This window comes from Pseudomonas sp. VA159-2, assembly GCF_024126635.1.
Classification (GTDB): Bacteria; Pseudomonadota; Gammaproteobacteria; order Pseudomonadales; family Pseudomonadaceae; genus Aquipseudomonas; species Aquipseudomonas muyukensis.
In genome coordinates, this window is record NZ_JAMYBV010000003.1 from 16,404 (window position 1) to 35,084 (window position 18,681).

At 64.5% G+C, this 18,681-nt stretch carries 18 protein-coding genes; 9 read left to right on the forward strand and 9 right to left on the reverse strand.

The annotated features are described in order from the left end of the window. Window positions 1-84: 84 nt before the first annotated feature. Both NJG22_RS03690 and NJG22_RS03695 read right to left on the reverse strand, forming a co-directional pair. The gene (locus NJG22_RS03690) at window positions 85-1,083 is read right to left on the reverse strand and encodes a phosphate ABC transporter substrate-binding protein PstS (RefSeq protein ID WP_134689165.1); all 999 of its coding nucleotides are present in this window, start codon (window positions 1,081-1,083) and stop codon (window positions 85-87) included. A gap of 239 nt (window positions 1,084-1,322) precedes the next feature. Continuing rightward, the gene (locus NJG22_RS03695) at window positions 1,323-2,612 is read right to left on the reverse strand and encodes an MFS transporter (RefSeq protein WP_253092664.1); all 1,290 of its coding nucleotides are present in this window, start codon (window positions 2,610-2,612) and stop codon (window positions 1,323-1,325) included. A 361-nt stretch (window positions 2,613-2,973) separates the two neighbouring features. Here NJG22_RS03695 and NJG22_RS03700 point away from each other — a divergent pair, with 361 nt between their 5' ends. Together NJG22_RS03700 and NJG22_RS03705 are read left to right on the forward strand one after the other, a co-directional pair. Next, entirely contained in the window at window positions 2,974-3,372 is a 399-nt protein-coding gene (locus NJG22_RS03700) for an acyl-CoA thioesterase (RefSeq protein WP_003253317.1), read from the forward strand. A 73-nt stretch (window positions 3,373-3,445) separates the two neighbouring features. After that, window positions 3,446-4,342, forward strand: a complete 897-nt coding sequence (locus NJG22_RS03705; RefSeq protein ID WP_253092666.1) for a D-hexose-6-phosphate mutarotase — start codon at window positions 3,446-3,448, stop codon at window positions 4,340-4,342. Window positions 4,343-4,460: 118 nt separating this feature from the next. Here NJG22_RS03705 and NJG22_RS03710 read toward each other — a convergent pair whose 3' ends face one another. The 5 genes from NJG22_RS03710 to NJG22_RS03730 form a co-directional block, all read right to left on the reverse strand. Further along, on the reverse strand, window positions 4,461-4,994 hold the full coding sequence (locus NJG22_RS03710) for a DUF3299 domain-containing protein (protein WP_253092668.1): 534 nt from the start codon (window positions 4,992-4,994) through the stop codon (window positions 4,461-4,463). Between the two features lie 43 nt (window positions 4,995-5,037). Continuing rightward, window positions 5,038-5,283, reverse strand: coding sequence for a GlsB/YeaQ/YmgE family stress response membrane protein (locus tag NJG22_RS03715; RefSeq protein WP_023629866.1), 246 nt, complete (start codon window positions 5,281-5,283; stop codon window positions 5,038-5,040). 96 nt (window positions 5,284-5,379) lie between these two features. Then, entirely contained in the window at window positions 5,380-6,462 is a 1,083-nt protein-coding gene (locus tag NJG22_RS03720; RefSeq protein ID WP_253092671.1) for a 5-(carboxyamino)imidazole ribonucleotide synthase, read from the reverse strand. A gap of 10 nt (window positions 6,463-6,472) precedes the next feature. Then, a complete protein-coding gene (gene purE, locus NJG22_RS03725) occupies window positions 6,473-6,964 on the reverse strand; it encodes a 5-(carboxyamino)imidazole ribonucleotide mutase (protein WP_134689160.1) in 492 nt (163 codons plus the stop codon). A gap of 171 nt (window positions 6,965-7,135) precedes the next feature. Then, window positions 7,136-8,065 (reverse strand): LysR substrate-binding domain-containing protein, encoded by a 930-nt coding sequence (locus tag NJG22_RS03730; RefSeq protein WP_253092673.1) that lies wholly within the window; start codon window positions 8,063-8,065, stop codon window positions 7,136-7,138. A 181-nt stretch (window positions 8,066-8,246) separates the two neighbouring features. Between NJG22_RS03730 and aspA the strand changes: the two genes are divergently transcribed. The 4 genes from aspA to NJG22_RS03750 all read left to right on the forward strand — a co-directional run bounded on the left by aspA (window position 8,247) and on the right by NJG22_RS03750 (window position 13,268). Beyond that, a complete protein-coding gene (gene aspA / locus NJG22_RS03735) occupies window positions 8,247-9,671 on the forward strand; it encodes an aspartate ammonia-lyase (protein WP_134689158.1) in 1,425 nt (474 codons plus the stop codon). A gap of 307 nt (window positions 9,672-9,978) precedes the next feature. Continuing rightward, window positions 9,979-10,971: an AraC family transcriptional regulator gene (locus NJG22_RS03740; protein ID WP_253092675.1), complete on the forward strand. Its 993-nt coding sequence runs from the start codon at window positions 9,979-9,981 to the stop codon at window positions 10,969-10,971. Window positions 10,972-11,121: 150 nt separating this feature from the next. Further along, the gene (locus NJG22_RS03745; RefSeq protein ID WP_253092677.1) at window positions 11,122-12,162 is read left to right on the forward strand and encodes a histone deacetylase family protein; all 1,041 of its coding nucleotides are present in this window, start codon (window positions 11,122-11,124) and stop codon (window positions 12,160-12,162) included. Window positions 12,163-12,164: 2 nt separating this feature from the next. Continuing rightward, window positions 12,165-13,268: a polyamine ABC transporter substrate-binding protein gene (locus NJG22_RS03750; protein WP_253092679.1), complete on the forward strand. Its 1,104-nt coding sequence runs from the start codon at window positions 12,165-12,167 to the stop codon at window positions 13,266-13,268. 74 nt (window positions 13,269-13,342) lie between these two features. On the opposite strand, the gene NJG22_RS03755 is transcribed toward NJG22_RS03750, so the two are convergent. Continuing rightward, entirely contained in the window at window positions 13,343-14,860 is a 1,518-nt protein-coding gene (locus tag NJG22_RS03755; protein WP_253092681.1) for a PLP-dependent aminotransferase family protein, read from the reverse strand. 90 nt (window positions 14,861-14,950) lie between these two features. Between NJG22_RS03755 and NJG22_RS03760 the strand changes: the two genes are divergently transcribed. From NJG22_RS03760 to NJG22_RS03770, 3 genes are read left to right on the forward strand one after another with little or no spacing between them, the layout of a single operon-like run. Continuing rightward, complete coding sequence (locus NJG22_RS03760) at window positions 14,951-15,580, forward strand: FMN-binding negative transcriptional regulator (RefSeq protein WP_253092682.1); 630 nt, start codon at window positions 14,951-14,953, stop codon at window positions 15,578-15,580. A 12-nt stretch (window positions 15,581-15,592) separates the two neighbouring features. Then, window positions 15,593-16,039 carry a GNAT family N-acetyltransferase gene (locus tag NJG22_RS03765; protein ID WP_253092684.1) on the forward strand — a complete coding sequence of 149 codons (447 nt, stop codon included), beginning with the start codon at window positions 15,593-15,595 and terminating at the stop codon, window positions 16,037-16,039. 7 nt (window positions 16,040-16,046) lie between these two features. Beyond that, complete coding sequence (locus tag NJG22_RS03770) at window positions 16,047-16,718, forward strand: GNAT family protein (RefSeq protein ID WP_253092686.1); 672 nt, start codon at window positions 16,047-16,049, stop codon at window positions 16,716-16,718. Between the two features lie 145 nt (window positions 16,719-16,863). Here NJG22_RS03770 and oadA read toward each other — a convergent pair whose 3' ends face one another. Next, the gene (gene oadA, locus NJG22_RS03775) at window positions 16,864-18,672 is read right to left on the reverse strand and encodes a sodium-extruding oxaloacetate decarboxylase subunit alpha (protein WP_253092688.1); all 1,809 of its coding nucleotides are present in this window, start codon (window positions 18,670-18,672) and stop codon (window positions 16,864-16,866) included. Between the last annotated feature and the right edge of the window lie 9 nt (window positions 18,673-18,681).

The following is an 18,681-nucleotide window of genomic DNA, read 5'->3' on the forward strand; positions in this document are numbered from 1 at the left end:
GCGCAGGAGCCCTGGCCTCGGACTGACGAATTCATGGAAAGAGGCCGGCGCATTCGCTGCCGACCTCTTCCGGTTACTGCCTAATTACTTCTTTGCAACATTGCCAGCGTGGGACAGGCCCAGGTCAGCCAGGGTCTTGTCGACCACCTTGGCAGGCAGCGGGATGTAGCCGTCCTTCACGACAACTTGCTGGCCGGCCTGCGACAGCACCAGCTTGACGAACTCGGCTTCCAGCGGGGCCAGCGGCTTGTTCGGCGCCTTGTTGACGTAGACGTACAGGAAGCGCGACAGCGGGTAGGTGCCATTCAGGGCGTTGGCTTCGTTGTCTTCGACGAAGGCGCCGCCTTCTTTCTTGGCCAGTGGCACGGTCTTGACACTGGCGGTCTTGTAGCCGATGCCCGAGTAGCCGATGCCGTTCAGCGAGGAGCTGATCGACTGCACGACCGAAGCCGAGCCGGGTTGTTCGTTGACGTTAGGCTTGAAGTCGCCTTTGCACAGGGCTTCTTCCTTGAAGTAGCCGTAGGTGCCCGATACCGAGTTGCGGCCGAACAGCTGCACTGGCTTGTTGGCCAGGTCGCCGGTCACGCCCACGTCGCCCCAGGTCTTCACGTCAGCCTTGCCACCGCACAGGCGGGTGGAGGAGAAGATGGCGTCGACCTGAGCCATGGTCAGGCCCTTGATCGGGTTGTCCTTGTGCACGAACACGGCCAGGGCGTCGACGGCAACCGGAATGGCGGTCGGCTTGTAGCCGTACTTCTGCTCGAAGGCCTGCAGCTCGACGTCCTTCATCTTGCGGCTCATCGGGCCCAGGTTGGCGGTGCCTTCGGTCAGCGCGGGTGGCGCGGTGGACGAGCCGGCGGCCTGGATCTGGATGTTTACGTTCGGATATTCCTTCTTGTAGGCCTCGGCCCACAGGGTCATCAGGTTCGCGAGGGTGTCGGAACCGACGCTGGAGAGGTTGCCCGATACACCGGTGGTCTTGGTGTAGGTCGGGATGGCTGGGTCGACAGCGGCGACCGCATTGGCGGCAGCGACGCCAGCGGCGGCAAAGGTCAGGGCCGCCATCAAACGCTTCAGTTTCATGCCTTGCTCCTAGCAGGAATATCGTGGGGTTTGTGATGGAACGGGCCCAAGTATCTGCAGGCCGCATGAACACTCTATGACTCGAATATGACAATTGGATGAAAGGCCATCACCGAGTACCGGGATGGCCTTTTCAGGATGTTTCGGAAGGGATTACCTGACCCTTAGGGCTGCGCTTTTACGCGAAGAGTCAGGCTCTGAAGTACACCGCTCCTACAGGTCTGCGTGATTCGCTCGGCTCAGCGTTTGTTGGCAAGCAGATACAGGCCCACCAGCAGACCAACGGCACACAGGCACGCCACATAATAGGCCGGCGCCATGGGGCTGAACTTCAGCAGCGCGGTCACCACCATCGGCGTCAGCCCGCCAAAAATCGCGTAGGCCAGGTTGTAGGAGAACGACAACCCACTGAAACGCACCACCGGAGGGAACGCCTTGACCATCACATAGGGCACCGCACCGACGATACCCACGCACAGGCCGGTCAGGGCATACAGCGGGAACAGCAGGTCCGGACGGCTCGGCAGGCTGTGGTAGAAGGCCCAGGACGAGGCCAGCAACGCCAGGCTGCCGACGATGAACACCCGCCCGGCGCCAAAGCGGTCGGCCAGGCTGCCGGCGCCGATGCAGCCGACGCTGAGCAGGACGATGGCCAGGCTGTTGGCCTTGAGCGAATCGGTGGGGCTGACGTGGTACAGGCTCTGCAGCAGCGCCGGGGTCATCAGGATCACCACCACGATGCCAGCCGACAGCAGCCAGGTGAGCAACATCGACAGGATGATCGCGCCACGATGGTCGCGCAGCACCGCGCGCAGCGGCAGTTCTTCGGCCAGCGCCTTGCGCGCCTGCATCTCGGCGAACACCGGGGTTTCGTGCAACCAACGGCGCAGGTAGACCGCGAAGAAGCCGAACACGCCACCCAACAGGAAGGGGATGCGCCAGGCGTAGTCCGCCACTTCATCCGGGCTGTACAGGGTGTTGATCAGCGTCGCCACCAGCGAGCCGAGCAGGATGCCCGAGGTCAGCCCGGCGGTCAGGGTGCCGCAGGCGTAGCCGGTGTTGCGCGCCGGCACGTGCTCGGACACGAACACCCAGGCTCCCGGCACCTCGCCACCGATGGCCGCGCCCTGGATCACCCGCATCAGCAGCAGCAGGATCGGCGCCCACAGGCCGATCTGTGCATAAGTCGGCAGCAGGCCCATCACCAGGGTCGGCACGGCCATCAGGAAAATGCTCAGGGTGAACATCTTCTTGCGCCCTAGCAGGTCGCCGAAGTGGGCCATGACGATGCCGCCCAGCGGCCGCGCCAGGTAGCCGGCGGCAAAGATGCCGAAGGTCTGCATCAGGCGCAGCCACTCGGGCATGTCGGCCGGGAAGAACAGCGTGCCCACCACCGTGGCGAAGAACACGAAGATGATGAAGTCGTAGAACTCCAGGGCACCGCCCAGGGCGGACAGCGAGAGGGTCTTGTAGTCACTGCGGGACAGCGGCCGGGATGGCTGCTCGATACGGGTCTGCACGGAGGTCATCGCTGTTGTTTCTCTTATAGGTCTGCGGACCGCTTGGCATGCGGCTTCTCGGAGGTCAGGCAGCGAAGATAGCAAATTGCCGAGCCGCGCTCATAGCGGTACAAAATCCCTACAGATATTCATGAATGCGCGGTCGTCGCTGGCTGTGCGGGTATATATACTGCCCGCTCGTAGGAAAAGGTTGCTTCTACTGAGGGATATTGTGCGAAAACGTCGGTCAGTATCGTCGGACTGTTTCGCAGAGTCTCCCTTCGGCCGCCTCCCGAAGCGAAATCAGCGTAGTATGCGTGCTGCTGAATCGTTTTTACGGCGTCCATTACTGCGCCACCAACGAAGCGTCACGGGTCAGAGGCCCCACCGCATGATTGAGCTCGAACAAGAAGATCCCATCCCGCAGGGCGACCTGGCCTTGCAGATCACCGCGCTGCCGCGCGAAACCAACGGTTTCGGCGATATCTTCGGCGGCTGGCTGGTCGCCCAGATGGACCTGGCCGGCACCGCCATGGCCAGCCGCGTCGCCGGTGGCCGAGTGGCCACGGTGGCCATCGACCGCATGGCCTTCCTGGTGCCGGTGGCGGTGGGCGCGCAGCTTTCCTTCTATACCCAGACCCTGGAAATCGGCCGCAGCTCGATCCAGATGATGGTCGAGGTGTGGAGCGACGACCCACTGTCCAGCGAATGGCGCAAGGTCACCGAAGCGGTGTTCGTGTTCGTCGCCATCGACGGCAGTGGCCGTACCCGTTCGGTGCCTCGTCGCTAAGCCGAGCGAGCGGTAAACTCATTGCACGTCACCGGGTCCAACGACCCGACAGGCAATCCATGAGACGAGCGCAATGGCTAACTTCCAGGTCGACACCGAGCTACACGGCGAACTCAACTGCTGGCGCATCACCAGCGACCACGCCGAACTACTGATCGCCCAGCAGGGCGCGCAAGTCCTCAGCTACCAGCAGATCGGCCAACCGCCGCTGCTGTGGCTGAGCGACCAGGCCATCTTCCGCCAGGGCAAGTCGGTGCGCGCCGGCGCCCCGGTGTGCTGGCCCTGGTTCGGCATCTTCGAGCGTAACCCCGACTCGGTCAAAGCCCTGTACCAAGGCGGGCAAGCACCGGCCCACGGCCTGGTGCGCGGGCGCGACTGGCAATTGCTGAATGTCGAGGAAACCGGCGCCACCCTGCGCATCGAGTTCGCGCTGCCCGAGGCCCTGGGCGATCTGCCGGGTTGGCCGCACCAAGTCGAGCTCAAGCTGGTGGTGGAACTGGGCCAGCAACTGCAGTTGACCCTCAGCAGCTATAACCTTGGCAACACCGATGTCACCCTGAGCCAAGCCCTGCACAGCTATTTCGCGGTGAGCGACGTGCGCCAGGTCCAGGTGGAAGGCGTGGACGGGTTGGCCTATATCGAAACCCTGGCCAACTGGGAGCAGCGCAAGCAGCAGGGCAACCTGGGTTTCGCGGGCGAGACCGACCGCATCTACCTGAACGCCCCCGAAAGACTGGCCATCATCGACCCGCACTGGAACCGCCGCATCACCCTGCAGGCCGGCGGTTCACGCACCGCGGTGATCTGGAACCCCTGGACCGACCGCGCCCGCGACCTGCCGGACATGGCCGACGACGGCTGGCAGCGCATGCTGTGCATCGAGACGGCGAATGTGCTGGATGATGTGGTGGTGCTCAAGCCGGGGGCGAGCCATGCGATGAGCGTGGCGATCGGTAGCGAAGTGCTCTGAGGTTTCCGGGACCGCTACGCGGCCCTTTCGCGACACAAGGCCGCTCCCACAGGACTCGCGTGATCCCTGTGGGAGCGGCCTTGTGTCGCAATGGGCTGCAAAGCAGCCCCGCAATGCGTTACAGGTCGGCATCCTCCACCACCCTCACCTGCCCCGCCTCCAGCGCATACGCCGCATCCGCCAGGTCATTGCTGACCGTCTCCACCTTCAACAGGCCGGTCACCCACAGCGGCGTGTAGATATCGTCGATCTTCAGCCCTTTCGGATAACGCACCAGCACCAGCTGGTTCGGCGGCGGCGGTGGCACGTGGATGCACGCCCCTGGGTAGGGCACCAGGAAGAACAGCGTGCTGTTGCCCTTGGCATCGCTCTCCAGCGGCACCGGATAGCCGCCCAGGCGAATCTGCTTGCCGTTCATCGCGGCCACGGTCTTGGTCGAATACATCACCGCGGGCAAACCCTTGCCCTGCTTCAAGCCGCCCTTGGCGGTGAAGGTACCCAGGGCTTCGGGGGAATTGTGGTCGATCTCGGGCATCTGCTCGAGGGCCTTCTGGTCCGACTTGGGCATCAGCTCCAGCCAGTCGGTCTCGGGCAGTTCGGCATGGGCCAGGGTACTGGCCAGCAGCAGGGGAAGGAGAAAAAGCGCACGCATGCTCGGCAACTCAGGATGAATTGCCGGGCATTCTAGCGGGAATTCAGCGTTTCTTGATGAAGCCGTAGATCACCAGCAGGATGATCGCGCCGACCAGGGCGCCGAAGAAGCCTGCGGCCTGCCCGGCCTGGTAGATGCCCAGTGCCTGCCCGCCATAGGTGGCGGCCAGCGAGCCGGCAATGCCGAGGAGGATGGTCATGATCCAGCCCATGCTGTCGTCCCCGGGTTTCAGGAAGCGCGCCAGCAGGCCGACGATCAGGCCGATGAAGATGGTTCCAATGATGCCCATGGCAATCCCTCTGTGGTGAAAATGGAACAAGCCAAAGCCTAGTCAGCGCTTTGGCATGTTGCCATCTCAGAGCGGCATTGCCTGGCAGAAGTTCGATCAGCCGGCGATCAACGCCTCTACTTCGGCAATCTTGGCCTTGAGCGTGACCATGTCGGTGCAGCGCAGGGTGGCATGGCCGACCTTGCGGCCGACCTTGAACGCCTTGCCATAGTGGTGCAGGTGGCAGTCGTCGATGGCAATGACCTTGTCCACCGCCGGTACTTCGCCGATGAAGTTGAGCATGGCGCTTTCGCCGACCTTGGCGGTCGAGCCCAGCGGCAGGCCGGCCACGGCGCGCAGGTGGTTCTCGAACTGGCTGCACTCGCTGCCTTCGATGGTCCAGTGCCCGGAGTTGTGCACGCGCGGGGCAATCTCGTTGGCCTTCAGGCCGCCATCGACCTCGAAGAACTCGAAGGCCATCACGCCGACATAGTCGAGCTTTTGCAGCACACGGCCGACATAGTCTTCGGCCAGAGCCTGCAACGGGTGCGCCTCACTGGCCACCGACAGTTTGAGGATGCCGCTGTCGTGGGTGTTGTGCACCAGCGGGTAGAAACGCGTTTCGCCATCACGGGCCCGCACAGCCACCAGCGAGACCTCGCCGGTGAACGGCACGAAGCCTTCCAGCAGGCACGGCACGCTGCCCAGTTCGGCGAAGGTACCGACTACATCCTCGGGCTTGCGCAGGACCTTCTGGCCCTTGCCGTCATAGCCCAGGGTACGGGTCTTGAGCACGGCCGGCAGGCCGATGCTGGCCACGGCGGCGTCGAGATCGGCTTGCGAAAGGATGTCGGCGAACGCCGGGGTCGGGATGCCCAGGTCGCGGAACAGGCTCTTTTCGAACAGGCGGTCGCGGGCGATCCGCAGCGCTTCGGCGCTCGGGTACACCGGCACGAACTGCGAGAGGAAGGCGACGGTTTCGGCCGGCACGCTCTCGAACTCGAAGGTCACCAGGTCGACTTCTTCGGCCAGCTGGCGCAGGTGGTCCTGGTCGCCGTAGTCGGCGCGCAGGTGCTCGCCCAGCGGTGCGGCGCAGGCGTCCGGCGCCGGGTCGAGGAAGGCGAAGTTCATGCCCAGCGGGGTGCCCGCCAGGGCCAGCATGCGGCCCAGCTGGCCACCACCGATTACACCGATCTTCATATCTTCAGCCTCAAGCCTGACGCGGGTCTGGATTGTCCAGCACGGTGTCGGTCTGCTCGGTGCGGAACTGCTTGAGCGCCGCGTGGAACTGCGGGTGCTTGGCACCGAGGATGCTCGCCGAGAGCAACGCCGCGTTGATCGCGCCGGCCTTGCCGATGGCCAGGGTGGCAACCGGTACGCCGGCCGGCATCTGCACGATCGACAGCAGCGAGTCGACACCCGACAGCATCGACGACTGCACCGGCACGCCCAGCACCGGCAAGTGGGTCTTGGCGGCGCACATGCCTGGCAGGTGGGCAGCGCCACCGGCACCGGCGATGATCACCTCGATGCCGCGGCCTTCGGCCTCCTCGGCGTACTGGAACAGCAGGTCCGGCGTGCGGTGGGCGGAAACCACCTTCACTTCGTAGGGAATGCCGAGTTTTTCCAGCATATCGGCGGTGTGGCTAAGGGTGGACCAATCGGACTTGGAGCCCATGATCACGCCAACCAGTGCACTCATCGTCGAGCCTCTTCGCTTGTGCGCCCGCAGGCGCGTCAAAAAACAACAAGCCACGCGGGACGACCGGCGTGGCTTGTTTGCTGATCATGACCGGATCTATCCGGTCGAGGGGCCGCGCAGTATAGCGTAACGATGGACGATCACGGCACCCCCGGCGACCAACTGTCGGCCTTATTTTTCGGGGGTTTGGCTGACTTTCGGGTCAACTGAACCGCCCTCCAGCTTGCGCCACAACAAGCGCACGTTGGCCTTGCGCACCAGGGCGCAGCGGTACAGGCGGATTTCCAGCGGCACATGCCACTGGCTGCCACCGCAGATCGCCAGCTCGCCCCGCTCCAGTTCGCCGCGCATCGACAGTTTCGGCACCCAGGCGATGCCCATGCCTTCCAGGGCCATGCTCTTGAGGCTGTCGGCCATGGCCGTCTCATAGACAGTGGTATAGCGCAGGTTGCGCTGGCGCAGCAGCAGGTTGACCGAACGGCCAAGGAAGGCACCGGCGCTGTAGGCCAGCAGCGGCACGCTGCCCTCGCCTTCCAGATCGAACAGCGGCTTGCCGTCGGCGCCCACCGCGCACACCGGGAGCATTTCGGTGTTGCCCATATGCAAGGAAGGGAAGATCTCGGCGTCCATCTGCAACGCCGCGTCCGGGTCGTAGAACGCCAGCATCAGGTCGCAGCCCCCCTCGCGCAGGGCATGCACCGCATCTCCGACGTTAGTCGCAACCAGGCGGGTGGCGATGTTCAACCCATCGTTGCGCAGCTGTGCCACCCAACGGGGGAAAAAGCCTGATGCCAGCGAGTGCGCGGCGGCCACCTGGATCACCTCGCCCTGGCCACCTTCGAGGTGGTGCAAGTGGCGAAGCACTTCGCTCAACTGATCGACAACGGTGCGCGCAGTGACCAGGAACAGCTGTCCGGCCTCGGTCAATTCGATGGGGGTGCGGGAACGATTCACCAAGGTCAGACCCAGCGCCGCCTCCAGGCTGCGAATGCGCCGGCTGAAGGCCGGCTGGGTGACGAAACGGCGCTCTGCCGCCTGCGAAAAACTACGGGTAGAGGCCAGGGCACTGAAGTCTTCCAGCCACTTGCTTTCGAGGTTCATCGACTACTCCGCAACGCGTGCACCAAAATGGAACACGCTCGATTGTCAATCGGCGTCACATCAAACCGTATGCCGTTTGCGCATAGGTTAGCGTGCAACAGCATTGGCCGCAAAATCTGCGCAGCCCTAGGATTGGCGCCATTCCGGCAGGTGCCGGGTCAAAATCGAGATGATATCTATCATGTCTTCCGCTGCATCGTTCCGCGTCGAAAAAGATCTGCTTGGTACCCTTGAAGTCCCTGCCGATGCCTACTACGGCATCCAGACCCTGCGCGCTGCCAACAACTTCCACCTCTCCGGCGTTCCGCTGTCGCACTACCCGAAACTGGTAGTCGGCCTGGCGATGGTCAAGCAGGCCGCTGCTGACGCCAACCGTGAGCTGGGGCACCTGAGCGATGCCAAGCACGCTGCCATCAGCGCAGCTTGTGCCCGCCTGATCAAGGGTGACTTCCACGAACAGTTCGTGGTGGACATGATCCAGGGCGGTGCCGGCACCTCCACCAACATGAACGCCAACGAAGTCATCGCCAACGTCGCGCTGGAGCACATGGGCCACCAGAAAGGTGAGTACCAGTACCTGCACCCGAACAACGACGTGAACATGGCGCAGTCGACCAACGACGCCTACCCGACCGCGATCCGTCTGGGCCTGCTGCTGGGCCACGACGCCCTGCTGGCCAGCCTCGACAGCCTGATCCAGGCCTTCGCTGCCAAGGGCAAAGAGTTCGACCACGTCCTGAAGATGGGCCGTACCCAACTGCAAGACGCCGTGCCGATGACCCTGGGCCAGGAATTCCGCGCCTTCGCCACCACCATGACCGAAGACCTGCAGCGCCTGCGCTCGCTGGCCCCGGAACTGCTGACCGAAATCAACCTGGGCGGCACCGCCATCGGCACCGGCATCAACGCCGACCCTGGCTATCAGGCCCTGGCCGTGCAGCGCCTGGCGACCATCAGCGGTCAGCCGCTGGTCCCGGCCGCCGACCTGATCGAAGCCACCTCCGACATGGGCGCCTTCGTGCTGTTCTCCGGCATGCTCAAGCGCACCGCGGTCAAGTTGTCGAAGATCTGCAACGACCTGCGCCTGCTGTCCAGCGGCCCACGCACCGGCATCAATGAGATCAACCTGCCGGCGCGCCAGCCAGGCAGCTCGATCATGCCAGGCAAGGTCAACCCGGTGATCCCCGAGGCCGTCAACCAGGTGGCCTTCGCCATCATGGGCAACGACCTGGCCCTGACCGTCGCCGCCGAAGGTGGCCAGTTGCAGCTGAACGTGATGGAGCCGCTGATCGCCTACAAGATCTTCGACTCTATCCGCCTGCTGCAACGTGCCATGGACATGCTGCGCGAGCACTGCATCGTCGGCATCACCGCCAACGAACAGCGCTGCCGTGAACTGGTCGAGCACTCGATCGGCCTGGTCACCGCCCTGAACCCGTACATCGGCTACGAAAACGCCACCCGTATCGCCCGCGTCGCCCTGGAAACCGGCCGCGGCGTGCTGGAACTGGTGCGCGAAGAGAAGCTGCTGGACGAAGCGATGCTCAACGACATCCTGCGTCCGGAAAACATGATCGCTCCCCGTCTGGTTCCGCTGAAGGCGTAACCCAGGCCGCTGCAAACAGTCTCACCAGGTCGAGGGACTAGACACCTCTCAACCTTTCAAGGGCCCGAGCGCACGCTCCGGGCCCTTTTTTTATACCTGCGCTTCAACCCCTGTGCCATCTCTGTAGGAGCGGCCTTGTGTCGCGAAAGGGCTGCATAGCAGCCCCGGGATTTCAGCATTGAAGCAACGATCGTCGGGGCCGCTTTGCGGCCCTTTCGCGACACAAGGCCGCTCCTACAGGGGTTGTGCGTCTCGAGCGGCATATAACTTGCTCTCTGAAGCTTCTCAGCCCAACGGGATGCCGAGCATGCTGCACAGCCACCTCACCACCCTCAACGCGGTTTCGCTGATTCTCAAGGTGTTCCAGGAGGACGGCGTCGACCCGCAGCAGATGCTCGCCGGCAGCGGCATTGGCCCGGCCGACCTGGGCCACGCCGACGCCCGCATCACCACCCAGCAGGAACTGCAGGTCTGCGCCAACGCCGTGGCCCGCCGCGCGGACATCGGCCTGGAGCTGGGCCGGCGCATGCATGTGTCGTGCTACGGCATGCTCGGTTACGCCCTGCTCTCCAGTGCCACTTTGGGTGACGCCCTGCGCCTGGCGCTGCGCTTTCCGGCACTGCTGGGAACAGTCTTCCAGCTGCGCCTGGTGGACGATGGCCAGCGCATCTGGCTCAGCGCCAGCGAGCACCACGACGCGCCGGGCCTGGCCGCGTTCAATGCCGAGTTCTGCCTGGGGTCGCTCAAGGTGATCTGCGACGACCTGCTGGGGCGCCCGCTGCCGTTGCTGGCGGCGCGCTTCGAACACCCCCGCCCCGCTTACCACGCGCTCTACGCCGGTGCATTCGCCTGCCCGCAGGGTTTCGATGCTGGCGACAACGCCTTCGCCTTCGAACGGCGCTGGCTGGACATGCCGCTGCCGCTGGCCGACCCGATCACCCACAAGGCGATGAGCGAACGCTGCCGGCGTTTGAACCTGGAGTTCACCGGGCGCCAGGCCTGGCTGGGGCGGATTCGCCAACTGCTGCTCCAGCAGCTGGAGGCGGCGCCCGGGCTGGAGGGCCTGGCACGGCAGATGAACTGCTCGTCGCGCACCTTGCGCCGGCACTTGCAGGCGTTGGGCAGCAGTTATCAACAGCTGCTCGACGAGCTGCGCTTCGAGCGGGCCAAGCAATTGCTGGCCGAGGACCAGATGCCCATCTACCGCATCGCCGAACGCCTCGGCTTCAGCGAAACCGCGAGTTTTCGCCATGCCTTCCAGCGCTGGAGCGGCGTGGCGCCCAGCCACTTTCGCGGTTGACCGGCACCGGCCTCATCGCGGGGCAAGCCCGCGATAGGGTCGGCCAGGATGGCTTGGCCACATCTATCCCCTTTTGGCCGTTCCCATCGTTCTCCCTCACCTGGCTGCCCAGCACACTTGCTCCACGCCAGCCCTACCGGAGAACAATAAATGCTGACGATCTATTCCGATGACCACCGCCTGCACCATGGCCGCTGCGAGCTGATCGACGGCAAGCTGATGCCCTGCTTTGAAATGCCCTCCCGTGCCGACCACGTCCTGGAGCAGGTCAAGCAGCGCAACCTCGGCCCCGTGCAGGGTCCAAGCGATTTCGGTCGCGCCCCGCTGCTGCGCATCCACAGTGCCGGCTACCTGGACTTCTTCGAAGGTGCCTGGGCCCGCTGGGCGGCCCTCGGCCAGCAAGGCGACCTGCTGCCGTTCACCTGGCCCGCACGCACCCTGCGCCAGGTCAAACCCAGCGGCCTGCACGGCGAGCTCGGCTACTACAGCTTCGACGCCGGCGCGCCGATCACCGCCGGCACCTGGCAGGCCGCCTACAGCGCCGCCCAAGTGGCGCTGACCGCGCAGGCCGCGATCCAGCAAGGCGCCCGCGCGGCCTTCGCCCTGTGTCGCCCGCCTGGGCACCACGCCGCCGCCGAGGTAATGGGCGGCTACTGCTACCTGAACAACGCCGCCATCGCCGCCCAAGCCTTCCTCGACCAGGGCCGGCGCAAGGTGGCCATCCTCGATGTCGACTACCACCACGGCAACGGCACCCAGGACATTTTCTACGCCCGCAACGATGTGTTCTTCGCCTCGATCCACGGCGACCCGCAGGACGAGTTCCCGTTTTTCCTCGGCTATGCCGACGAAACCGGCGAAGGCCCGGGTGAAGGCTGCAACATCAACTACCCGTTGCCCGCCGGTAGCGATTGGAGCGCCTGGAGCGCCGCCCTGGAAGACGCCTGCCAGCGCATCGAGCGCTATGACCCCGAGGTGCTGGTGATCTCCCTTGGCGTGGATACGTTCAAGGACGATCCGATCTCCCAGTTCAAGCTGGACAGCCCGGATTACCTGGCCATGGGCGAGCGCATCGGCAGGCTCGGCAAGCCCACCCTGTTCGTGATGGAAGGTGGCTATGCCGTGGCACAAATCGGCATCAACGCGGTCAATGTGCTGGAAGGCTTCCAGCACGCCCAGCCAGGAGCCTGAACATGGTCCGAATCAAGCGTCTGCTCGCCCCGCTCATCGCCACCGGCCTGCTCGCCGGCGCGCTCCAGGCCCATGCCGACCAGCGCACCTTGCGGGTCTTCAACTGGTTTGACTACATCACCCCGCAGACCCTCACCGGTTTCCAGCAAGACAGCGGCGTGAAACTGGTCTACGACATCTTCGACACCAACGAGGCGCTGGAGGCCAAGCTACTCACCGGCAACTCCGGCTATGACGTGGTGGTGCCCTCCAACGTGTTCCTCGCCAAACAGATCGAAGCCGGTGTGTTCCAGCCGCTGGATCGCGCCAAGCTGCCCAACTGGCAGCATTTGGACCCGGCGCTGATGAAGCTGATCGAGCGCAACGACCCCGGCAACCAGCACGCGGTGCCCTACATGTACGGCACCGTGCTGATCGGCTTCAACCCCGCCAAGGTCAAGGCGGCGCTGGGCGATGACGCGCCACTGGACAGCTGGGAGCTGATCTTCAAGGAACAGAACATCGCCAAGCTCAAGCAGTGCGGCGTGGCGCTGCTCGACTCGCCGTCGGAGATCCTGCCGCTGGCCTTGGCGTACCTGGGCCTGGACCCCAATAGCGGCAAGCCGGCCGACTACCAGAAGGCCCAGGCCCTGCTGCTGAAGATCCGCCCGTACGTCACCTACTTCCACTCCTCCAAGTACATGGCCGACATGGCCAATGGCGACATCTGCGTGGCGGTGGGTTATTCGGGCAGTTTCTCCCAGGCCGCCAACCGGGCGCGCGAGGCGAACAACGGCGTGGTGGTGGACATGCGCCTACCCAGGGAAGGCGCGCCGATCTGGTTCGACATGCTGGCGATCCCGAAGAACGCGGCCAACCCGCAGGATGCCCACGCCTTCATCAATTACCTGCTACGCCCCGAGGTCATCGCCCCGATCAGCGATTTCGTCGGTTACCCCAACCCGAACAAGGACGCCACCGACAAGGTCAGCCCGGCGATCCGCAATAACCCCAACCTGTACCCGACGGCAGAGATGATGGCCAAGCTGTATACCCTCAAGCCGTTGCCGCGGGATGCCGAGCGGGCGCGGACCAGGGCCTGGACCAAGATCAAGTCCGGGACCTGAAGCATCGCGGGGCAAGCCTGCTGCCACGCATACCTGTGCATGGCATGCGTGGCAGCGGGCTTGCCCCGTGATCGCTATTTCCAGGCCCTGCGCAGGCGCATCAACGCGTCCGCCACCTGGGCTTGCGGCACTGCGGCGAACCCGAGCACCAGCCCGGCGCGGTTATCCACAGGCACCTGGCTGTCCTCCAGCCAGAATGAACTCAGCGGATTCACCTCCACCCCGACCGCCTGCGCCTGGGCTACCAGGGCCTGCTCCCGCGCAAAGTTATCCACATCCACTTTCACATGCAGCCCCGCCGCCACCTCCGGCATCGCCCCCAATCCCGGCACATCCAGCGGCCAGCCGGCCATCAGCACATCGCGCCGCGCCAGCGCCGCACGCCGCATCCGCCGGATATGCCGCTGGAAATGCCCCTGGGCCATGAACTGCGCCATCACCCACTGGGTGCCCACCTCCGAGTGGCGCACCGCCAAGGCCCGACCACGGCTGAATGCCTGCGCCAGGGGCATGGGCAATACCAGGTAGCCCAGGCGCAGCGCGGGGAAGGCAATCTTGCCAAAGGTGCCGACATACAGCACCCGGCCTTGCCGATCCAAGGTCGCCAGCGGTGCCAGTGGCGCGCCGCTGTAGCGGTACTCGCCGTCATAGTCGTCCTCGATGATCCAGGCCTGTTCCCGCTCGGCCCAGGCCAGCAGCGCCAGGCGCCTTGCCAGGCTCATGGTGACCCCCGTCGGGTACTGGTGGGCCGGCGTCACATAGGCCAAGCGACAATCCGCCAGGCCCGTGCAATCCATGCCCTCGTCGTCCACCGGCATGCCCCTGAGCTGTGCCCCGGCCAGGGCAAACGCGTGCCCCGCCGCGCGGTACCCCGGGTTTTCCACAGCCACGGCGTCACCCGGCTGCAACAGCAACTGTGCACAAAGGCTGATGGCCTCTTGGGCGCCATGGGTGATCAAAATTTGTTCAGCGGTGCAGGAGAGCCCCCGCGAACGACGCAAGTAAGTGGCAATCAGCTCACGCAGCGCGAGCTCGCCCGCCGGGTCGCCGTAGCCGAGCGCCGAAGGATCGGGGTTTCGCCAGAAACCCGCATGCAGCTTGGCCCACACATCGAACGGGAACAGATCGTAGGCCGGCACGCCCACCCGGAACGCACGTGGAGCGCCACTTTTAGGCGGCGGCAAATGGTGTTTTTTCAGACCCTGCAAGGGCACGCTGGCAGCTGCAAAGCTGGATAAATCCTCAGTATCAAAAGGCGAAAATGTGGATAAACCTGTTGATAAACCCAGGGATAACCCTGTGGACAGTTGTGTGGATAGTTTTTCCAGCTGGCTGACATAGGTGCCGTCGCCCACCCGACTTTCAATGAAACCTTCGGCGTACAACTGGTCGTACGCCCGCACCACGCTATTGCGCGACAACCCCAGGATCGCCGCCAGGTCGCGGGTGGCAGGCAAGCGGGTACCACTGCCGAGGCGACCGTCCAGCACCCGCGCGCGCAAGGCCTGGTACAGCTGCTGGCTAAGGCCGCGACGCCGGTCGAGGACGATGCCGGCAGGATCGAACGGCAAGGCATGGGACGCTTCGCGCATGGTATTGGACCTATGAAAACTACCGTGAATGGCTCTTACACAGAACCAATAGCCTGCCTAGCATGAGGTCATTCGACAAGGACCCTTCCCATGTACAACAGCAAAGCGCACCAGGAACACGACCTCTGTCGGCTGCACCTGCACATGCAGCAGACCCGCCTGGCCATGCTGGTAAGCCACGGCGAACAGGGCCTGCTGGCCAGCCACTTGCCAGTGCTGCTCGCCCCGGACGAAGGTGAGTTCGGCACCGTCTACGGCCATCTGGCCCGGGCCAATCGGCAGTGGCAGGACCTGGCGCAAGGCGGTGAAGCGCTGCTGGTGTTTCCCGGCGCCGATGCCTATGTCAGCCCAGGCTACTACCCAAGCAAGCACGACAACCCCAGAACGGTGCCTACCTGGAACTACACGGCGGTTCACGCCCATGGCCAGGTCGAAGTAGTCCACGACGCCACAGCGTTGCTGGCGATTGTCAGCCGCCTGACCGATCGCCACGAACAGGGGCACGACACCCCCTGGAAAACCACCGACGCCCCTGCCGACTACCTCGACGGCATGCTCCGCGCCATCGTCGGCATCCGCCTGCCCATCACCCGCCTGCAAGGCGCGCGCAAACTCAGCCAGAACCGTTCGGCCGAGGATATCGCCGGCGTGCGCGCGGGCCTGGCGGCCAGCACCGACTACCTGGACAACCAACTCGCCGCGCAGATGCGCGATCTCTGAAGGAAAAGCCCCATGACCCGCGTTACCTTGCGCCCGGTCGGCGCCGACGACCACCCAGCCTGGCTGCCCCTGTGGCAGGCCTACCTGCGCTTCTACCAGACCGAACTGGCCGACAGCGTCAGCGCCAGTACCTGGCAGCGCCTGCTCGACCCCAACGAGCCAACCCACTCGACACTCGCCTGGGTCGATGGCAAGGCGGTGGGCATGGTCAACTTCATCTACCATCGTTCCAACTGGAGCATCGAGCCTTCCTGCTACCTGCAAGACCTCTATGTCGACAGTACGCAGCGCGGCCTGGGCATCGGCCGCCAGCTGATCGAGCAGGTGTACGCCACGGCCAAGGCCGCCGGCTGCAGCAAAGTGCACTGGCTGACCCACGAAACCAACGCCACCGCCATCAGCCTGTACCAGCAGGTTGCCGAGCGCCCGGGCTTCATCCAATTTCGCAAGGCACTGTAGGCCGACCATGAGCGATGCATTGAACTGGACACCTGCCGGTACCCCCAAGGCCGAGCCCCTCGCAGGCCGTTTCATCCGCCTGGAGAAGCTCGACCCGGCGCGCCATGGCGACGACCTCTGGGACGTGCTGCAAGGGCCGGGCTCGGACCCGCTGCTGTGGGACTACCTGCCCTATGGCCCGTTCACCGAACGCGCCAGCTTCCAGCGCTGGCTCGACAACAACGCCGCCAGCCGCGATCCGCTGTTCTACAGCGTGATCGACCGTGCCAGCGGCCAGGTGCAGGGCATTCTCAGCTACATGTCGATCGTGCCCGAGCAGGGCCGCTTCGAGATCGGCCACATCGCCTTCGGCGCGGCCATGCAGCGCTCGCCCAAAGGCACCGAGGCGGTCTACCTGCTGGGCAAGCTGGGCTTCGCGCTGGGCAACCGCCGGCTGGAGTGGAAGTGCAACGACGCCAACGCCCGGTCCAAGCGCGCGGCCGAGCGCTTTGGCTTTGTCTTCGAAGGGGTATTTCGCAATCACATGGTGGTCAAGGATCGCAATCGGGACACGGCGTGGTATTCGATCATCGATGCACAATGGCCGGCGGTGGCGGCGGGGTTCGAGTGCTGGTTGAGCGAGGAGAACCAGCAGCCGGGCGGGCAGTTGCGCACGCTGGAAGCTTGCCGCAAAGGCTGATGACCTGTTCGCCGGCAAGCCGGCTCCTACAAGGGCAGTGCCATGGTTGTAGGAGCCGGCTTGCCGGCGAACAGGCCACTTTTCCAGCAAAAAAAGGGGAGCCTTAGCTCCCCAGAGGTTAACCGCTTGCAGATGAAGGCGTCTGTCAGCCTTCGATCTCGATCAGGATCTCGCCCGGCGTCACCCGGTCGCCCTTGGCCACATGGATCGCCACGACCTTGCCGGCGATAGCCGCCTGCACTTCGGTCTCCATCTTCATCGCCTCGGTGATCAGCACCGCCTGGCCGGCCTTGACCCCATCGCCTTCCTTGACCAGCACATCGACGATATTGCCCGGCATGCTGGTGCTGACATGGCCCGGCGCGCTGGCTTGCTTGCGCTTGCTGCCGCCACCGCCGACGAACTCGTTGAGCGGTTCGAACACCACTTCTTCGGGCATGCCGTCGATGGACAGGTAGAAGTGGCGCTTGCCTTCGGCCTTGACGCCGACGCCGGTGATGTCGACGCGGTAGGTCTCACCGTGCACGTCGATGACGAACTCGGTGGGCACGCCCTCGCCACCCACCGCGGTAGCGGCACCGGCTTCGGGGATCGGCAGCAGCGCTTCGGGGGTCAGGGTGCCGGCTTCGCGCTCTTCGAGGAACTTGCGCCCGATGTCGGGGAACATGGCGAAGGTCAGCACGTCTTCTTCGTTGTGGGCCAGGGCGCCGATATCGGCGCGCAGCTTGGCCATTTCCGGCTTGAGCAGGTCGGCCGGGCGCACGTCGATCACTTCCTCGCTGCCGATGGCCTGGCGCCGCAGTTGCTCGTTGACCACCCCCGGGGCCTTGCCATAGCCACCCTGCAGGTACAGCTTCACTTCGTTGGTGATGGTCTTGTAGCGCTCGCCGGCCAGCACGTTGAAGAACGCCTGGGTGCCGACGATCTGCGAGGTCGGGGTCACCAGCGGCGGGAAGCCGAGGTCTTCGCGCACCCGTGGGATCTCCGCCAGCACTTCGTTCATGCGGTTGAGCGCGCCCTGCTCCTTGAGCTGGTTGGCCAGGTTGGAAATCATTCCGCCCGGCACCTGGTTGACCTGCACGCGGGTGTCCACGGCGGTGAATTCGCTCTCGAACTGATGGTACTTCTTGCGCACGGCGTAGAAGTACAGGCCGATCTCCTGCAGCAGCTCCAGGTCCAGGCCGGTGTCGAACTCGCTGCCCTTGAGCGCGGCGACCATCGACTCGGTGCCCGGATGGCTGGTACCCCAGGCGAAGCTGGAGATCGCCGTGTCGATATGGTCGGCGCCGTTTTCCACCGCCTTGAGCTGGCACATGGCGGCCAGGCCGGCGGTGTCGTGGGAGTGGATGAACACCGGCAGCGACTGCTCGGCCTTCAGCGCCTTGACCAGCTCGCCGGTGGCGAACGGGGTCAGCAGGCCGGCCATGTCCTTGATCGCCACCGAGTCGCAGCCCATGGCTTCCATCTGCTTGGCCTGCTTCACGAAGGCGTCGATGGTGTGCACCGGGCTGGTGGTGTAGGCGATGGTGCCCTGGGCGTGCTTGCCAGCGGCCTTGACCGCCTCGATGGCCACGCGCAGGTTACGCACGTCGTTCATGGCGTCGAAGATGCGGAACACATCGATGCCGTTGACCGCGGCCTTGGCGACGAAGGCCTTGACCACGTCGTCGCTGTAATGACGGTAGCCCAGCAGGTTCTGCCCACGCAGGAGCATCTGCAGGCGGGTGTTGGGCAGCGCGTTGCGCAACTTGCGCAGGCGTTCCCACGGGTCTTCCTTGAGGAAGCGCACGCAGGCGTCGAAGGTGGCGCCACCCCAGACTTCCAGCGACCAGTAGCCGACCTTGTCGAGCTTGTCGCAGATCGGCAGCATGTCTTCGGTGCGCATGCGGGTGGCCAGCAAGGACTGGTGGGCGTCGCGCAGGATCGTGTCGGTAACAAAGATTTTCTTGGACATTATTCGGTT

Bases quoted from the DNA above. Each gene is read 5' to 3' on its own strand.
- NJG22_RS03690 (WP_134689165.1), bottom strand. From the start codon at position 1,083: ATGAAACTGAAGCGTTTGATGGCGGCCCTGACCTTTGCCGCCGCTGGC.
- NJG22_RS03695 (WP_253092664.1), bottom strand. From the start codon at position 2,612: ATGACCTCCGTGCAGACCCGTATCGAGCAGCCATCCCGGCCGCTGTCC.
- NJG22_RS03700 (WP_003253317.1), top strand. From the start codon at position 2,974: ATGATTGAGCTCGAACAAGAAGATCCCATCCCGCAGGGCGACCTGGCC.
- NJG22_RS03705 (WP_253092666.1), top strand. From the start codon at position 3,446: ATGGCTAACTTCCAGGTCGACACCGAGCTACACGGCGAACTCAACTGC.
- NJG22_RS03710 (WP_253092668.1), bottom strand. From the start codon at position 4,994: ATGCGTGCGCTTTTTCTCCTTCCCCTGCTGCTGGCCAGTACCCTGGCC.
- NJG22_RS03715 (WP_023629866.1), bottom strand. From the start codon at position 5,283: ATGGGCATCATTGGAACCATCTTCATCGGCCTGATCGTCGGCCTGCTG.
- NJG22_RS03720 (WP_253092671.1), bottom strand. From the start codon at position 6,462: ATGAAGATCGGTGTAATCGGTGGTGGCCAGCTGGGCCGCATGCTGGCC.
- purE (WP_134689160.1), bottom strand. From the start codon at position 6,964: ATGAGTGCACTGGTTGGCGTGATCATGGGCTCCAAGTCCGATTGGTCC.
- NJG22_RS03730 (WP_253092673.1), bottom strand. From the start codon at position 8,065: ATGAACCTCGAAAGCAAGTGGCTGGAAGACTTCAGTGCCCTGGCCTCT.
- aspA (WP_134689158.1), top strand. From the start codon at position 8,247: ATGTCTTCCGCTGCATCGTTCCGCGTCGAAAAAGATCTGCTTGGTACC.
- NJG22_RS03740 (WP_253092675.1), top strand. From the start codon at position 9,979: ATGCTGCACAGCCACCTCACCACCCTCAACGCGGTTTCGCTGATTCTC.
- NJG22_RS03745 (WP_253092677.1), top strand. From the start codon at position 11,122: ATGCTGACGATCTATTCCGATGACCACCGCCTGCACCATGGCCGCTGC.
- NJG22_RS03750 (WP_253092679.1), top strand. From the start codon at position 12,165: ATGGTCCGAATCAAGCGTCTGCTCGCCCCGCTCATCGCCACCGGCCTG.
- NJG22_RS03755 (WP_253092681.1), bottom strand. From the start codon at position 14,860: ATGCGCGAAGCGTCCCATGCCTTGCCGTTCGATCCTGCCGGCATCGTC.
- NJG22_RS03760 (WP_253092682.1), top strand. From the start codon at position 14,951: ATGTACAACAGCAAAGCGCACCAGGAACACGACCTCTGTCGGCTGCAC.
- NJG22_RS03765 (WP_253092684.1), top strand. From the start codon at position 15,593: ATGACCCGCGTTACCTTGCGCCCGGTCGGCGCCGACGACCACCCAGCC.
- NJG22_RS03770 (WP_253092686.1), top strand. From the start codon at position 16,047: ATGAGCGATGCATTGAACTGGACACCTGCCGGTACCCCCAAGGCCGAG.
- oadA (WP_253092688.1), bottom strand. From the start codon at position 18,672: ATGTCCAAGAAAATCTTTGTTACCGACACGATCCTGCGCGACGCCCAC.